The organism is Mesorhizobium sanjuanii (genome assembly GCF_002529485.1).
Taxonomy (GTDB): Bacteria; Pseudomonadota; Alphaproteobacteria; order Rhizobiales; family Rhizobiaceae; genus Mesorhizobium; species Mesorhizobium sanjuanii.
This window is the reverse complement of the sequence record NZ_NWQG01000106.1, coordinates 1-16,704: the sequence shown is the minus strand read 5'-3', so window position 1 is coordinate 16,704 and position 16,704 is coordinate 1. Positions and strand designations below refer to the sequence as shown.

Here is a 16,704-nt window from a genome sequence, read left to right as displayed (position 1 = left end):
TCGCTGTGCATGCCGCCACAATACCGCTACGACGCGGCGCGAACGGCGCTGGCGGCGAAGAAGCATGTCTTTCTGGAGAAGCCGCCCGGCGCCACGGTCAGCGAGGTCGAAGACCTCAAGACTCTGGCGGCGGCAAACGGCGTGTCGCTGTTCGCCAGCTGGCACTCGCGCTATGCGCCGGCGGTCGAGGCCGCACGCGCATTCCTCGGCTCGGCCAAGATCAAATCGGCCGCCATCAACTGGAAGGAAGACGTGCGCCGCTGGCACCCGAACCAGGAATGGATCTGGGCGCCGGGCGGCTTCGGCGTCTTCGATCCCGGCATCAATGCGCTGTCTATTGCGACCCATATCCTGCCGGCGATGTTCATCACCTCGGCGGTTCTGGATTTTCCCGAAAACCGCGCGTCGCCGGTCGCGGCACATGTCGCCTTCCGCACCTCTGATGGATTGCCGGTGACGATGGAACTCGACTGGCTGCAGACCGGCCCGCAAAGCTGGGATATCGTTGCCGAGACCGACAAGGGCCAGATGGTGCTTTCCGGCGGCGGCACGAAGCTCGTCGTCGACGGCAAGGTGATCCATGACGAGCCGGAGGCCGAGTATCCGATGCTCTACCAGCGCTTTGCCGAGATCGTGCGCGCCGGCACCTCGGACGTCGACCTCGCCCCGCTCCAGCATGTCGCCGACGCCTTCATGCTCGGCAAGCGCAATGTGGTCGAGGCGTTTTTCGACTGATCAGTGGGCGTCGGCCGGATCGCAGGTCCGGCCGCTCACCGCACAAGTTCAATTGACGATCGCTATCGCAAATCCGTCATAGCCTTTGGCGCCGACTGTCTGGATGGCAGTGCCGTCCAGGCGCTTGTCGCCGCCGATGAACGAGAACGCCGCGCGTGCGCCTTCGACGTTGACGTCACGGCCATCCTCATCCAGCACCGCGCCGTCACGGATGACATTGTCGCAGATGATGACGGTTCCCGGCCGCGACAGCCGCATGGCCCAGGACAGATAATTCGGGTTGTTCGGCTTATCGGCGTCGATGAAGATCAGGTCGAACGGACCGGCGTTTTCCCTGCCCAACGCGGCGAGCGACTGAAGCGCCGGACCGGTGCGTAGGTCTACCCGGTCCGAGACCCCTGCCCGCTCGAAGTTCGACCGCGCGACCCTGGCATGATGCGGGTCGAGTTCGAGGGTCGCGATCTTGCCGTCGGCGGGCAATCCCCTTGCCATCCAGATGGTCGAGTAGCCGCCAAGCGTGCCGATCTCCAGCACCTTCTTCGCGCCGCCTATGCGCACCAGCAGCGACAACAGCTTGCCTTGCGCGGCCGAGACGTCGATGGCCGGCAGACCCTGGTCTCGGTTTGCCGCGAGCACCGCGTCAAGCACGGGATCCGCTTCGAAGAGAGAGGAAACGATGTAGTCGTCGACATCAGTCCAAATCTTCCTGCTCATGTTCTTCTCGATCCTTTGGAGAGCTAAAATGCGAAAAGGGGCCGCTTGGGCCCCTTTTCATCTTCTCTTTCATCCCGCGCTTACTGCGCGGCGGTGACCATGTCGGTCAGCATCGGCTCGGCGACCTCGACGCCCGACGCCTTGCGGCGCTCGTCGATGATCAGCTCGTCGCGCGAGGTGGCGATGCGCCGGATCGCGCTCATCGTGCCGCCGGTGCCGGCCGGGATCAGCCGGCCGACGATGACGTTTTCCTTAAGGCCCTGCAGCATGTCGGTCTTGCCGGCAACCGCCGCTTCGGTGAGCACCCTGGTCGTCTCCTGGAAGGAGGCGGCCGAGATGAAGGACGGCGTCTGCAGCGAGGCCTTGGTGATGCCGAGCAGCACCGGCTGGCCTTCGGCCGGCTTCTTGCCGTCCTCGATCAGCCGCTCGTTGACCTCTTCCAGCTCGATCACGTCGACGTGGTCGCCCGGGATGTAGGTCGAATCGCCCTGCGTGGTGATCTCGACCTTCTGCAGCATCTGGCGAACGATCACCTCGATGTGCTTGTCGTTGATCGACACGCCCTGCAGGCGATAGACTTCCTGGATCTCGTTGACGAGGTATGAGGCAAGCGCCTCCACGCCCTTGATCGCCAGGATGTCGTGCGGCGCCGGATTGCCGTCGAGGATGTAGTCGCCCTTCTCGATGACGTCGCCGTCCTGGAGATGGAACGGCTTGCCCTTCGGGATCAGGTATTCGACCGGCTCAAGCGTCGAGTCATGCGGCTCGATGATGATGCGGCGCTTGTTCTTGTAGTCGCGGCCGAAGCGGATCGTGCCGTCGATCTCGGCGATGATGGCGTGATCCTTCGGACGGCGTGCCTCGAACAGCTCGGCAACACGCGGCAGACCGCCGGTGATGTCCTTGGTCTTGGCGCTTTCCATCGGGATACGCGCCAGCACGTCGCCCGGCTTCACATGCGCGCCCGGCTCGACCGAAAGAATGGCCTCGACCGAGAGCAGGAAGCGGGCGTCGCCGCCCTTCGACAGCTTGCCGACCTTGCCCTTGGCATCCTGGACGACGATCGCCGGCTTCAAGTCGTTGCCGCGTGGCGTCGAACGCCAGTCGATGACCTCGCGCTTGGTGATGCCAGTCGATTCGTCGGCCGTTTCCTGAACGGAAATGCCGTCGACCAGATCCTCGAACGCCACCTTGCCCTCGATCTCGGTGAGGATCGGGCGGGTATAGGGATCCCACTCGGCGATGCGCTGGCCGCGCTTCACCTTGTCGCCATCGTCCACGAAGATGCGCGAACCATAGGTGACGCGGTGCGTGGCGCGCTCCTTGCCGGCCTCGTCGAGGATCAGCACCGCCATGTTGCGGCCCATGACCATCTGCTGGCCGTCGGAGTTGCGCACCACGTTGCGGTTGCGGATCTCGACCTTGCCCTCATACGAGGCTTCAAGGAACGAGCTATCCACCACCTGCGCCGTGCCGCCCATGTGGAAGGTACGCATGGTAAGCTGGGTGCCCGGCTCGCCGATCGACTGCGCCGCGATGACGCCGACGGCTTCGCCCTGGTTGACCGGGGTGCCGCGGGCCAGATCGCGTCCGTAGCAGACGGCGCAGACGCCGACCCTGACCTCGCAGGTCAGCGCCGAGCGGATGCGGACCGACTGGACGCCGGCCTTTTCGATCTGCTCAACGTCGCGTTCGTCCATCAGCGTTCCGGCCTTGACCAGAACCTCGCCCGACACCGGATGGGTGATGTCGTCGAGCGACGTACGGCCCAGCACGCGCTGGCCGACCGAAGCGACGACCTGGCCTGCATCGACGATCGGCTGCATGGTGAGGCCCTTGTCGGTGCCGCAGTCGAGCGAGTTGACGATGCAGTCCTGCGCCACGTCGACCAGACGACGGGTGAGGTAGCCCGAGTTCGCCGTCTTCAACGCGGTGTCGGCCAGTCCCTTGCGGGCGCCGTGGGTCGAGTTGAAGTACTCGAGCACGGTCAGGCCTTCCTTGAAGTTCGAGATGATCGGCGTCTCGATGATTTCACCCGACGGCTTGGCCATCAGGCCGCGCATGCCGGCGAGCTGGCGCATCTGGGTGGGCGAACCGCGCGCACCGGAGTGCGACATCATGTAGATCGAGTTCATCGGCTTTTGACGGCCATTGTCCTCGAACTCGACCGCCTTGATGCGGGCCATCATCTCGTCGGCGACCTTTTCCGAGCACTTGGCCCAGGCGTCGACGACCTTGTTGTACTTCTCGCCCTGCGTGATCAGGCCGTCATTGTACTGCTGCTCGTATTCCTTGGCCAAGGCCTCGGTGTCGGAGACCAGCTTGATCTTGGCGTCCGGGATCAGCATGTCGTCCTTGCCGAACGAGATGCCGGCGCGGCAGGCATGGCTGAAGCCGAGCGCCATGATGCGGTCGCAGAAAATGACCGTCTCCTTCTGACCGCAATGGCGGTAGACGGTGTCGATCATCTTGGAGATGTTCTTCTTGGTCATCTCCTGGTTGGCGGTCTCGTAAGGCACGTTGACGTTCTTCGGCAGAAGTTCGCCGATGATCATGCGGCCAGGCGTGGTGTCATGGATCTTCGACACGACATTGCCTTCGGCGTCTACCGTGCGGAAACGACCCTTGATCTTGGAATGCAGCGTCACCGCCTTGGTCTCGAGCGCATGCTGGAGCTCGCCCATATCGGCAAACACCATGCCCTCGCCCGGCTCGTTCTGGTTGACGATCGACAGATAGTAGAGGCCCAGAACCATGTCCTGCGACGGCACGATGATCGGCGCGCCGGAAGCCGGGTGCAGGATGTTGTTGGTCGACATCATCAGCACGCGGGCTTCCAATTGCGCTTCCAGCGACAGCGGCACGTGAACCGCCATCTGGTCGCCGTCGAAGTCGGCGTTGAAGGCCGTGCAGACCAGCGGGTGAAGCTGGATCGCCTTGCCTTCGATCAGGATCGGCTCGAACGCCTGGATGCCGAGGCGGTGCAGCGTCGGTGCGCGGTTCAACAGCACCGGATGCTCGCGGATGACCTCGTCGAGGATATCCCAGACCTCTGGGCGCTCCTTCTCGACCAGCTTCTTGGCCTGCTTGACGGTCGAGGAGTAACCCTTGGCGTCGAGGCGGGCATAGATGAAGGGCTTGAACAGTTCGAGCGCCATTTTCTTCGGCAGGCCGCACTGGTGCAGCTTGAGCTCCGGACCGGTGACGATGACCGAGCGGCCGGAATAGTCGACGCGCTTGCCGAGCAGGTTCTGGCGGAACCGGCCCTGCTTGCCCTTGAGCATGTCGGACAGCGACTTCAGCGGACGCTTGTTGGCGCCGGTGATGACGCGGCCGCGGCGGCCATTGTCGAACAGCGCATCGACGGCTTCCTGCAGCATGCGCTTTTCATTGCGCACGATGATGCCGGGGGCGCGCAGCTCGATCAGCCGCTTCAGGCGGTTGTTGCGGTTGATAACGCGACGATAGAGATCGTTGAGGTCGGACGTGGCGAAACGTCCACCATCCAGAGGAACCAGCGGGCGCAGGTCCGGCGGGATCACCGGGACCACCTTCATGATCATCCATTCCGGACGGTTGCCGGACTCCATGAAGTTCTCGACGACCTTGAGCCGCTTCAGATACTTCTTCTGCTTCAGTTCGGAGGTGGTCGAAGCCAGCTCCGAACGCAGGTCGCCGGCGATCTTCTCCAGGTCCATGCCGGCCAGCAGGTCGTGGATGGCCTCGGCGCCGATCATGGCGGTGAAGCTATCCTCGCCATATTCGTCGACGGCGATCATGTACTCTTCCTCGCTGAGGAGCTGGTGCTCCTTCAGCGCGGTCAGACCGGGCTCGGTGACGATGTAGTTCTCGAAGTAGAGGACGCGCTCGATGTCCTTCAGCGTCATGTCGAGCAGCGTGCCGATGCGCGAGGGCAGCGACTTCAGGAACCAGATATGGGCGACGGGCGCGGCGAGCTCGATATGGCCCATGCGCTCGCGGCGGACGCGCGACAGCGTGACTTCGACGCCGCACTTCTCGCAGATGACGCCCTTGTACTTCATGCGCTTGTACTTGCCGCACAGGCACTCATAGTCCTTGATCGGGCCGAAAATGCGCGCGCAGAACAGGCCGTCGCGCTCCGGCTTGAAGGTGCGGTAGTTGATGGTCTCCGGCTTCTTGATCTCGCCGAATGACCAGGACAGAATCTTCTCAGGGCTGGCGAGCGAAATCCGGATGGAATCGAACACCTGCGCCGGCGCCTGGGGATTGAAGAGATTCATGACCTCTTGGTTCATGCCGTTCTCCTTTTCGGGGTCCTCGAAAACCCCTTGCATCTAACGCGAGCCGAATGCCCGCTGAGTGGTCGGCCCACCGGCCGAAAATTTCTGCACCCGGTCGCGAGAGCCATCCCCCGCGACCGGATGTCTTGTTTACTCGGCCGCGCCTCTATTCGGCAGCATCGGGCAACCGGACAGGGTTGTCGTCGAGCTTGGTGTTTTCTAGCTCAACATTGAGGCCGAGAGACCGCATTTCCTTGACCAGAACGTTGAAGCTCTCCGGAATGCCGGCCTCGAACGTGTCGTCGCCCCTGACGATCGCCTCATAGACCTTGGTGCGGCCGGCGACGTCGTCCGACTTCACCGTCAGCATCTCCTGCAGCGTGTAGGCGGCGCCGTATGCCTCAAGCGCCCAGACCTCCATTTCGCCGAAGCGCTGGCCGCCGAACTGCGCCTTGCCGCCCAGCGGCTGCTGGGTAACGAGCGAGTACGGCCCGATCGAACGCGCGTGGATCTTGTCGTCCACAAGGTGGTGAAGCTTGAGCATATATATGTAGCCCATCGTCACCTTGCGATCGAACGGCTCGCCGGTGCGTCCGTCATAGAGCTGCGACTGACCGCTGGTGTGCAGGCCCGCCTGCTCCAGCATGATGTTGATGTCAGCCTCGTGCGCGCCGTCGAACACTGGTGTCGCGATGGAGACGCCGCGGCGCATCTGTTCGCTGAGGCGAACGACGCTGTCGTCGTCATAGTCGCGGATCGGCTCGTTGCGGTCGTTGGCCGGCATGAAGCTCTCGAGCGTCTTGCGCAGCGGCTTGATGTCGCCGCCTGTCTTGTACGCGTCGATCAGCTCTCCGATCTTCCTGCCCATTCCGGCGCAAGCCCAACCCAGATGCGTTTCCAGGATCTGGCCGACATTCATGCGGCTCGGCACACCCAGCGGGTTGAGCACGATATCGGCATGCGTGCCGTCCTCGAGGAAAGGCATGTCCTCGACCGGAACGATGCGCGACACGACACCCTTGTTGCCGTGCCGGCCGGCCATCTTGTCGCCGGGCTGCATCTTGCGCTTCACGGCCACGAAGACCTTGACCATCTTCATGACGCCCGGAGGCATTTCGTCGCCGCGCTGGACCTTCTCGACCTTGTCCATGAAGCGCTGTTCGAGCGCCTTCTTGGAATCGTCGTACTGGCCACGCAGCGCTTCCAGTTCGCTCTGGAGCTTTTCGTTCTCCACGGCAAACTGCCACCACTGCGAACGCGGATACTCGTCGAGCGTGTCCTTCGACAGCTTCGAGCCCTTCTTGAACCCCTTCGGCCCGGCAATCGCTTCCTTGCCGACGAGAACGTCGGAAAGGCGCGAATAGACGTTGCGATCGAGGATCGCCTGCTCGTCGTCGCGGTCCTTGGCGAGGCGTTCGATCTCCTCGCGCTCGATCGCCATGGCGCGCTCGTCCTTCTCGACGCCGTGACGGTTGAAGACGCGCACTTCGACGACGGTGCCGAATGTGCCCGGAGGCATGCGCATGGAGGTGTCGCGCACATCGGAGGCCTTTTCGCCGAAGATGGCGCGCAGCAGCTTTTCTTCCGGCGTCATCGGGCTTTCGCCCTTCGGCGTGATCTTGCCGACCAGGATGTCGCCCGGCTGCACTTCCGCGCCGATATAGACGATGCCGGCTTCGTCGAGGTTCTTCAGCGCTTCTTCCGAGACGTTCGGGATGTCGCGCGTGATTTCCTCCGGGCCGAGCTTGGTGTCGCGCGCCATGACCTCGAACTCCTCGATGTGGATCGAGGTGAAGACGTCGTCGGCGACGATGCGCTCGGACAAGAGGATCGAGTCCTCGTAGTTGTAGCCGTTCCACGGCATGAACGCGACCAGCACGTTGCGGCCGAGCGCCAGATCGCCGAGCTCCGTCGAGGGGCCGTCGGCGATGATGTCGCCCTTGTTGACCCGATCACCCATGCGCACCAGCGGACGCTGGTTGATGCAGGTGTTCTGGTTCGAACGCTGGAACTTCATCAGCCGGTAGATGTCGACGCCGGACTTGCCGGGATCGAGATCTTCCGTGGCGCGGATGACGATACGCGTCGCGTCCACCTGGTCGACGACGCCGCCGCGACGAGCGCCGATGGCGGCACCCGAGTCACGGGCGACGATCGGTTCCATGCCGGTGCCGACGAACGGCGCCTCGGCGCGCACCAGCGGCACGGCCTGACGCTGCATGTTCGAGCCCATCAGCGCGCGGTTGGCGTCGTCGTTCTCGAGGAACGGGATCAGTGCAGCGGCCACCGACACCATCTGCTTGGGCGAAACGTCCATCAGGTCGACGTTTTCGCGCGGCGCCATCATCACTTCGCCGGCGTTACGGCAAATGACGAATTCGTCGACGAAACCACCGTTCTTGTCGAGCTCGGCATTGGCCTGCGCGACGTGGTGCTTGGCCTCTTCCATCGCCGAGAGATAGACGACTTCATTGGTCAGCTTGCCGTTGACGATCTTGCGGTACGGGCTCTCGATGAAACCATACTTGTTGACACGCGCAAACGTGGCCAGCGAGTTGATCAGACCGATATTCGGGCCTTCCGGCGTTTCGATCGGGCAGATGCGGCCGTAATGCGTCGGGTGCACGTCGCGCACCTCGAAGCCGGCGCGCTCGCGGGTCAGACCGCCCGGTCCAAGCGCCGAAAGGCGGCGCTTGTGGGTAATCTCCGACAGCGGGTTGGTCTGATCCATGAACTGCGACAGCTGCGAGGAGCCGAAGAACTCGCGCACGGCGGCGGCCGCCGGCTTGGCGTTGATCAGATCCTGCGGCATGACCGTGTCGATCTCGATCGAGGACATACGCTCCTTGATCGCGCGCTCCATGCGCAGCAGGCCGACGCGGTACTGGTTTTCCATCAGCTCGCCGACCGAGCGCACGCGGCGGTTGCCGAGATTGTCGATGTCGTCGATCTCGCCCTTGCCGTCGCGCAGTTCGACCAGCGTCTTGACCACGGCCAGGATGTCGTCCTTGCGCAGCACGCGCACGGTGTCCTCGGCCTTGAGCTCGAGGCGCATGTTCATCTTGACGCGGCCGACGGCCGACAGATCATAGCGCTCGCTGTCGAAGAACAGCGAGTTGAACATGGCTTCGGCGGTCTCGAGCGTCGGCGGCTCGCCGGGACGCATGACGCGGTAGATGTCGAACAGCGCGTCCTGGCGGCCCTCGTTCTTGTCGACGTTGAGCGTGTTGCGGATATAGGCGCCGACATTGACATGGTCGATGTCGAGAACCTTGATCTCGTCCTCGCCGGTGCCGAGCAGCACCTTCAGCGTCTTGTCGTCGATCTCGTCGCCGGCTTCGAGGAAAATCTCGCCGGTGGCGTAGTTGACGATGTCCTCGGCAAGGTAGTTGCCGAGCAGATCCTCGTCGGTCGCCTTGATCGCCTTGAGACCTTTTTCGCCCAGCGCCCTGGCCTGGCGTGCGGTGATCTTCTTGCCGGCCTCGACGACGACTTCGCCGGTGTCGGCATCGACCAGGTCACCGACGGCCTTGAGGCCGCGGAAACGCTCGACATTGAAGGGAATGCGCCAGTGGTCGCCGGCGCGCTTGTAGGTGATCTTGTTGTAGAAGGTCGACAGGATCTCCTCGCCGTCCATGCCGAGCGCCATCAGCAGCGACGTCACCGGAATCTTGCGGCGGCGGTCGATGCGTGCGTGCACGACGTCCTTCGAATCGAACTCGATGTCGAGCCACGAGCCGCGATAGGGGATGACGCGGGCGGCAAACAGCAGCTTGCCGGACGAATGCGACTTGCCCTTGTCATGGTCGAAGAAGACGCCCGGCGAACGGTGCATCTGCGAGACGATGACGCGCTCGGTGCCGTTGACGATGAAGGTGCCGTTCAAGGTCATGAGCGGCATATCGCCCATGTAAACGTCCTGCTCCTTGATGTCCTTGATCGACTTGGCGCCGGTATCCTCGTCGATATCGAACACGATGAGGCGCAGCGTCACCTTCAGCGGCGCGGCATAGGTCAGGTCGCGCTGACGGCATTCGTCAACGTCGAATTTCGGTCCTTCGAACTCGTACTTCACGAACTCCAGCATCGAGGAGCCGGAAAAATCGGAGATCGGGAAGACCGACTTGAAAACGGCCTGCAGTCCCTCGTCAGGACGCCCGCCCTTGGGCTCGTCCACCATCAGGAACTGGTCATAGGATGCCTTTTGAACCTCGATCAGGTTCGGCATCTCCGCAACTTCCGGGATCTTTCCGAAGAACTTGCGTACGCGTCTGCGGCCATTGAAAGTCTGGGTCTGGGCCATCGTCGCTCCTTAGCTCTAAACTCGGGACGAACCTCGCCGCGGTTCGCCTTGCATTCGCGGCCGCCTCGGCGGCGGCCTTTCAATCAGTTCTCCGGCCGCCTGTTGGCGGTCGGCTAGAACGGGAGAAAACCCGTTTCCTGAAGGCCGGTTTCAAGGCCCTCAGGAAAGAGGTTTTCGTACGTCTCGCGTAACTCAGGCCTCCCTTCACACGAAGGGAGTGGCGGACGGCGCGAGGCCGCCCGCCGCTTTAGACAACGCTTACTTCAAGTCGACCTTGGCGCCGGCTGCTTCGAGCTGCGCCTTGAACTTGTCCGCGTCGGCCTTGGAAACGCCTTCCTTGACCGGCTTCGGAGCCGCCTCGACCAGGTCCTTGGCTTCCTTGAGGCCAAGACCGGTGATGGCGCGGACTTCCTTGATGACGTTGATCTTCTGAGCGCCCGCCTCGGTGAGGACGACGTCGAATTCCGTCTTTTCCTCGGCCGGAGCAGCAGCGGCCGCAGCGCCGCCAGCGGCGGCAACCGCCACCGGAGCAGCGGCGGAAACGCCCCACTTTTCTTCCAGAAGCTTCGACAGCTCGGCCGCCTCGAGGACGGTCAGCTTCGAAAGGTCGTCTACGATCTTTGCCAGATCAGCCATTTGAATGTTCCTTCATAAGGTTCGAACGTGTGTTTGTGATAGCGAGGAACGGCCTCATGCCGCCTCGTCCTTCCGGGCGTAAGCGCCGATGACGCGCGCGACCGAAGCCGCTGGCGCATTGACGATCTGGGCGATCCGGGTAGCCGGCGTGGCGATCATGCCAACCAGCCTGGCGCGCAGCTCATCGAGCGACGGAAGTGTGGCGAGTGCCTTCACACCGTCGGCGTTGAGCGAGGTGGTGCCCATTGCGCCGCCGAGAATGACGAGCTTGTCATTTCCCTTGGCGAAATCGGACGCGACCTTCGGCGCCGCAATCGGATCCTCCGAATAAGCGATCAGCGTCTGTCCCTTGAACAGCTCGATGATCGATGCGGAGTCCGTGCCCTGAAGAGCGATTTTGGCGAGACGGTTCTTCGCGACTTTGACGGTGCCACCGGCGGCGCGCATTTTCGACCGAAGGTCGTTCATTTGCGCGACGGTGATACCGGCGTAGTGGGCCACGACGACTGAACCAGCGCTTGAAAACGCATCATTCAGGCCCGTGACGAGTTCGCGTTTTTCCGCTCTGTCCACTGCCTATCTCCAGTTGACCCCTGCCCTTTCAATGGGAACATTCCCATTCACGAGGACAGGCGTCGGGTTGCCTTTTGCCGGCCGGGCCATCCAGTAACGGATCTCCCGAACGACGCTCGAGGATCCTGCCCCCTTTCGCCACACCAGCCGGCAAGCCGAATGATGCGCAGACAAAAGGCAAACACGGTTCGAACCTTTCATTGGAGCTTGCGGCTCCGTTGTCCGGTCTTCACCCGTCTCATGCAGGCCCGCATGAATTAAGGCCCCCCTTTTCAAACCAAGGCTCGGGCCGCCTGCAATCTCGGACAGGATGTCCGGAAGCCTTTCGACTTCCGGTACCGGGTCGCCGACAGGTCGGAGGCCCGGAATTCTTTTTCGGATCAGCCCGTTAGCGGCCGATCCGGGTAATTCGTATCAGGACGCCGCGAGCGTCGAGACGTCGAGCTTGAGGCCCGGGCCCATCGTCGAGGTGACCGACACCTTCTTGACGTAGTTGCCCTTGGCGCCAGCCGGCTTTGCCTTGGTCACCGCGTCGGCGAAGGCGCGGACGTTCTCTTCCAGCGCCGTCACGTCGAACGAGACCTTGCCGACGCCGGCATGGACGATGCCGGCCTTCTCGACGCGGAACTCGACGGCGCCGCCCTTCGATGCCTTGACGGCGGCGGCCACGTCGGTGGTGACGGTGCCGACCTTGGGGTTCGGCATCATGCCGCGCGGGCCGAGCACCTTGCCCAGACGACCGACCAGCGGCATCATGTCCGGCGTGGCGATGCAGCGATCGAAGTCGATCGTGCCCTTCTGGACGATCTCGACCAGATCCTCGGCGCCAACGATATCAGCGCCGGCAGCCTTGGCTTCCTCGGCCTTGTCGCCACGTGCGAACACGGCGACGCGGACCGAGCGGCCGGTGCCGTTCGGCAAATTGACCACGCCACGGACCATCTGGTCGGCATGGCGCGGGTCGACGCCGAGGTTCATGGCGACTTCGATGGTCTCGTCGAACTTCACCGAGGAACGATCCTTGAGCAGCTTCAGCGCTTCACCCAGCGCGTAAGCCTTGTTGGGATCGATGCCTTCGCGGGTCTTCGATACGCGTTTTGCAATCTTTGCCATGATCTCAGCCCACCACTTCCAGGCCCATCGAGCGGGCGGAGCCCTCGACCATGCGCATGGCCGCCTCGACGTCGTTGGCGTTCAAATCCTTCATCTTCTGCTCGGCGATGGCGCGCACCTTGTCGCGGCCGATCGTGCCGGCCTTGACCTTGCCCGGCTCCTTCGAGCCCGACTTCAGGTTCGCTGCCTTCTTCAGGAAGTAGCTCACCGGCGGCGTCTTCATGACGAAGGTGAACGACTTGTCCTGGTAGTAGGTGATGACGACCGGGATCGGCGAGCCTTTTTCCATTTCCTGGGTCTGCGCGTTGAACGCCTTGCAGAACTCCATAATGTTGATGCCGCGCTGACCAAGCGCCGGGCCGATCGGGGGCGACGGCGTAGCCGAGCCCGCGGCAACCTGGAGCTTGAGCTGGCCTGCAACTTTCTTAGCCATCTCTATTCCTGCCTTTGTCTCATGCCGGCCCCACTATCGGGGAAACACCGGCGATTGCAGTCTGGTGGTGCGGCTCCTGCGGCCGGCTAAAGCCGCATTCGCCTTCCACCCGTTCAGGCCGCGCGTTTTTTCCGCGCCGCCTCCTTGCCGCCAACCGGCGGCGAGGATTTCGGATCAGCCCTTCTCGACCTGTCCGAATTCGAGATCGACGGGCACAGCGCGCCCGAAGATCGAAACTTCCACCTTGAGCCGCGCCCGCTCCTCGTCCACTTCCTGGACGAAACCGTTGAACGAGGCGAACGGACCGTCCGAAACGCGGATCGCCTCGCCGATCTCGAAGGTGACCGAGGGCTTGGGCCGCTCGACGCCTTCCTGTACCTGGTTCAGGATGCGCTGGGCCTCGGCTTCGGTGATCGGCACCGGCTTGGAGTCGCCCAGGAAGCCGGTGACCTTCGGCGTGTTCTTCACCAGCGAGAAGATCGCATCGGTCAGATTGGCCTTCAGCAGCACATAGCCCGGGAAGAACTTGCGCTCGGCATCGACCTTGCGGCCGCGGCGGATCTCGACGACCTTCTCGGTCGGCACCACGATCTGCTCGATGTCGGCGGACAGGCCCTTCTGCTTGGCCTTGTTCTCGATATCCTCGGCGACCTTCTTTTCAAAGTTCGAATAGGCGTGGACGATGTACCACCGCGCAGTCATCTCAAGACTTCTCCGTAATCGCCGGACTTAGCGTCCAATGCCCAGAATCTGCTCGACCGCGATACCCATGATCTGATCGGCGGTGAAGAAAAAGATCATCGCGATCAGAGCGAACGCCAGGACCATCACCGTCGAGATCATCGTTTCGCGGCGCGACGGCCAAGTCACCTTGGCGGTCTCCGAGCGAACCTGCTGGAGAAAGACGAAAGGATTTGTGGTTTTCGAAGCCATGTGCCGCTCTGTCTTCAAGACCCGTTGACCGGGTCTCCTGGATGATCCCGCTGGCCGGGACGTGCCGCCTGAACCTCATGGCCGCGCCGAATCAGCGCAATCATTTCGCCCATGCAAATCGGACGCGTAAAGCCGGCTTCCCAGCTCCACGCGTCGCGTGTCTGTTTCGTCTACATAAAACCGATTCTTGATCCACGCAAGTGGCAAGTGTCCGCTTTATGACCAAACGCCGCCTCGGAACCATCCAGTCGTCCCGTCCCGGCTATGGGGTTCTTATGCCTCAACTCAGCCTATATGGCAAGTCATCGGCCGATTTTCAAAGGCCGGTTCCTGGAAACCAGGCTTCTTCCGAGAAATCGCCATTTCGCAGAAATGGCACGGGCAGCAGGGCTCGAACCTACGACCTGCGGTTTTGGAGACCGCCGCTCTACCAACTGAGCTATGCCCGTATCGTGCGCATGTCGGCGCAGCAGGCGCTTCCTAAAAGCTTCCGCGCGCTCTGTAAAGAGCCGCGTGTGGGCATGGGCGGTGGAAAACAGGGACCCCTGGCTGCCCCGTTATTCGCCGCCCGGCCTGTAGGGCCAGCCCGGCACGCCCCAGCCCCAGGCCGGCATCGGTTCGGTCCCGGGATCGCAGGTCTCGCCAAGGTTGGAATTCATTTTGGCCAGCCGCGATCCCCATTCGACATAAGCCATGAAAGCCGAGCGGAATTCCGGATCGTCCGGCAGACCCACCTCATCGGCGGCATCGATGAGAAGGTTGATCCAGCGGCGGCGCTGTTCCTCGGTCAGGTGCTTGCCGAGATGGTGCATGACCATCTCGCGGTGGCCGCCATGCTTTTCGCTATAGGTCTTCGGCCCGCCAAACACCTCGCCGATGAAGGCGGCGACATGGGCGGGATGATCGGGCGACATGGTCTTGAACACCGGACCGACGATGGAGTCCTGAAACACCTTGTCGTAGAAAGTCCGCGTCAATCGGTTCAGCGCCTCGGTGCCGCCGGCCCATTCGAACAATGTCGGGACGCTCTCGTTCATCGCCGATCCTCGATTGTGATCGGCCGGGACGATAGCGGAAGGATCGTGGCGAACTCAACCTGCCTCGATGGCCAGCTTGGCCGGCAAAGCTACAGTTTCGGGGGCATTGCGGCCTCGGCATTGGCCGACGGCGTGACCCTGCAATTATCGGGCTTCGGCACTGATCTGCAGATGGTGGCGCCGGTCAGCTCGTCCACCGATTGGCGTCCCGTCGTCAGCCCGAGCTTCAGCATCGTGTCAGGTTCGAGCTGGTGCCGGACTGAATTGCGCAGAATTGCGGTGAACAGATCCCGACCAATCGCCATGTCGTCGAGATAGGCCTCAACCTGCCGCGCTTGCCCCAACGATTGAACACTGAGGCGCGCGCTGGGGCCGACAAGGCGCCTGACACCGCCGGCGACCATGATCGCACAAGCCGCATCGCATTCGCTGCCTGAATCGATGGTAAGCCCGGCATGGATGCCATCCAGCCCGGCATGGACTCCATCCCTGGCGATGCAACCCACCGCCCCGGGATCACAGTCGACGAAATCGGTTCGGGCGACGGCGACGTCGAGCTTTTGCTCCCTGATCAGCCGGCCAGCCGCAAGAGCCCCCAGTACGTCGCCTCCCGGCGAGCTGATCACCACCGGCAACCTTCGCCCACCGACTGTATCGAGCAACTGGCGCAGCCTGTCAGGGGTCCCGGCGGTGATCTTGCCTTCCGCCGAGATCCACTCCGGGCAATCGGGATTGCACAGCGGGTTGCTGCCGCGAACGAGGGCGAAGCGCATCTCCGCCTCTTGCTTTGGCGGCACGGTCTCACCCGACGGAGGAACATCGGGCTTGGCTTCGGCCATGGGAACGTCGGCCGGCTTCGCGTCCCTGTTCGCCGGTATTTCCCGGCAATTCGCCGGCACCGGAGTAGCCCTGCATATGGTCGGCGTGGTCAGGAGGTCGAGGGAATCGAGGCTGGTGACAAGCTTCGTCTGCAGCATATCGTACGGCGCCAGTTGCTGGATGCCGCTGGCCGGTGTGTTCTTCATCGTTTCGAGCACGCCGAGGCCGACGCCCATTTGCTTGAGATAGGCCGCCAGCCTTTTCTCCACCGCCTTGCTCATCTCGTAGGTCTTGTAGCTGCCAGCGTTCTTGCGGCTGACGATCTTCTTGTCGATGATCTTCTTCTTGCCTCTCACCACGCGGTACGTGGTTCGGTACTGCAATTTCGTCCGGATATAGGTCGTGGTGATCTGATGGACGCCGAGATAGGCCCACTGCCCGACAACGCGCCTGATGCCGCCGGCAAGCATCAACGGGCAGGCTGAATTGCAGATGGCGCCGTTGGCATAGGGATTGCCGAAATAGCGGGCGCCCTTGCCGTCGTTTTCCTTGCAGTCCTTGGCATCCGGCTGACACCCGGTGAACCGAGTCTTGCCAACCGCGATATCGAGCTTGTTCTTGCGGATCAACCGGCCAAGCGCCAGCGCCGCCTCGACATGGCCGCCGGGAGAATCCACGACGACAGGCAGCTTTCGGCCGCGGAGCGCCTTGAGCGTGCGTTTGAGCAGAGCCGGCGTGCCGGCTTCGATCGTGCCCTCCGCCGATATCCATTCCGGGCAGGTCGGCTCGCAACCCGGTGCATTGCTGCGGACGACGACAAACCGCATCGTCGGACCAAGATCGGGCACGGGCTTCTTTGTCTTCGCCGCAAAGGCGGCGTGCCCGATGACACAGAACGACACCAGGCAGATCAGCCTGAGCGACCACCATGTCCGGCCATTCAAACGACGCCACCAACCCATTCGGGCAAGCCCCCTCGATGCAACCTATACTAGTTGCGGTTGCAGCGCTTGCAATAGGTTTTGAAATGACGGCTTGCCCGCTTCCAGGAGGCTGTAACGCAAGGCCACAATGCAAAAAGGGCGGCCCGAGGACCGCCCTTTCTGTTTTGGATTCCGGCGAATGCCGGCGCCAATTACTCTTTAA

The 16,704-nt window shown here is 62.6% G+C and carries 12 protein-coding genes and 1 tRNA gene; 1 reads left to right on the top strand and 12 read right to left on the bottom strand.

Translation table 11 applies throughout. The features are described from left to right. Positions 1–735, top strand: a 735-nt coding sequence (locus CN311_RS17310; RefSeq protein WP_097574969.1) for a Gfo/Idh/MocA family protein, incomplete at its 5' end; no start/stop codon positions are given. Between the two features lie 48 nt (positions 736–783). Here CN311_RS17310 and CN311_RS17305 read toward each other — a convergent pair. The 12 genes from CN311_RS17305 to CN311_RS17250 form a co-directional block, all read right to left on the bottom strand. Further along, positions 784–1,449: an O-methyltransferase gene (locus CN311_RS17305; RefSeq protein ID WP_097574967.1), complete on the bottom strand. Its 666-nt coding sequence runs from the start codon at positions 1,447–1,449 to the stop codon at positions 784–786. A gap of 80 nt (positions 1,450–1,529) precedes the next feature. Then, positions 1,530–5,726, bottom strand: coding sequence for a DNA-directed RNA polymerase subunit beta' (gene rpoC, locus CN311_RS17300; protein ID WP_097574968.1), 4,197 nt, complete (start codon positions 5,724–5,726; stop codon positions 1,530–1,532). Positions 5,727–5,877: 151 nt separating this feature from the next. Then, positions 5,878–10,014, bottom strand: coding sequence for a DNA-directed RNA polymerase subunit beta (gene rpoB / locus CN311_RS17295; RefSeq protein WP_097574966.1), 4,137 nt, complete (start codon positions 10,012–10,014; stop codon positions 5,878–5,880). Positions 10,015–10,272: 258 nt separating this feature from the next. Further along, entirely contained in the window at positions 10,273–10,650 is a 378-nt protein-coding gene (rplL, locus tag CN311_RS17290; protein ID WP_008875658.1) for a 50S ribosomal protein L7/L12, read from the bottom strand. 54 nt (positions 10,651–10,704) lie between these two features. Further along, the gene (gene rplJ / locus CN311_RS17285; protein WP_008875657.1) at positions 10,705–11,223 is read right to left on the bottom strand and encodes a 50S ribosomal protein L10; all 519 of its coding nucleotides are present in this window, start codon (positions 11,221–11,223) and stop codon (positions 10,705–10,707) included. Between the two features lie 414 nt (positions 11,224–11,637). Next, complete coding sequence (gene rplA / locus CN311_RS17280; protein ID WP_097574965.1) at positions 11,638–12,336, bottom strand: 50S ribosomal protein L1; 699 nt, start codon at positions 12,334–12,336, stop codon at positions 11,638–11,640. A 4-nt stretch (positions 12,337–12,340) separates the two neighbouring features. Further along, complete coding sequence (rplK, locus tag CN311_RS17275; RefSeq protein WP_006202140.1) at positions 12,341–12,769, bottom strand: 50S ribosomal protein L11; 429 nt, start codon at positions 12,767–12,769, stop codon at positions 12,341–12,343. 174 nt (positions 12,770–12,943) lie between these two features. After that, positions 12,944–13,471, bottom strand: a complete 528-nt coding sequence (nusG, locus tag CN311_RS17270; protein ID WP_008875655.1) for a transcription termination/antitermination protein NusG — start codon at positions 13,469–13,471, stop codon at positions 12,944–12,946. A gap of 27 nt (positions 13,472–13,498) precedes the next feature. Beyond that, on the bottom strand, positions 13,499–13,702 hold the full coding sequence (secE, locus tag CN311_RS17265; protein ID WP_097574964.1) for a preprotein translocase subunit SecE: 204 nt from the start codon (positions 13,700–13,702) through the stop codon (positions 13,499–13,501). Positions 13,703–14,075: 373 nt separating this feature from the next. Beyond that, positions 14,076–14,151, bottom strand: a tRNA-Trp gene (locus CN311_RS17260). Between the two features lie 108 nt (positions 14,152–14,259). Continuing rightward, entirely contained in the window at positions 14,260–14,739 is a 480-nt protein-coding gene (locus tag CN311_RS17255) for a group II truncated hemoglobin (protein WP_097574963.1), read from the bottom strand. 89 nt (positions 14,740–14,828) lie between these two features. Next, positions 14,829–16,520, bottom strand: a complete 1,692-nt coding sequence (locus CN311_RS17250) for a COG3904 family protein (RefSeq protein WP_097574962.1) — start codon at positions 16,518–16,520, stop codon at positions 14,829–14,831. Between the last annotated feature and the right edge of the window lie 184 nt (positions 16,521–16,704).